General features: G+C 40.9%; 1 protein-coding gene. It reads right to left on the bottom strand.

All coding sequences use genetic code 11. The annotated features are described in order from the left end of the window. Positions 1 to 274, bottom strand: a 274-nt coding sequence (locus tag SB775_RS29315) for a methionine gamma-lyase family protein (RefSeq protein WP_410864745.1), incomplete at both ends; no start/stop codon positions are given.

Below are 274 nucleotides of genomic sequence, written 5' to 3'. Positions count from 1 at the left end.
CATCTCCCGGACGTAAAATACCGAATAACGCTGTAGAAATAGCATGAGTACCTGAAATAATTTGCGGACGAACAAGGCCAGCTTCCGCTCCAAATACATCCGCATACACTTTTTCTAACGTATCACGGCCAATATCATCATAACCGTAACCTGTCGTCGGGATAAAATGCGAATCACTAATTTTATGTTTACGAAAACTTTCTAACACACGAAACTGATTGCTTTCAATTACTTCATCCGCGCGTTTATGTACTTCTGTAATCTGGCTCTCTAC

Source organism: Peribacillus sp. SIMBA_075, assembly GCF_046534585.1.
Note: the sequence above shows the minus strand (reverse complement) of the source record. Positions and strands in the feature narration are given on the sequence as shown.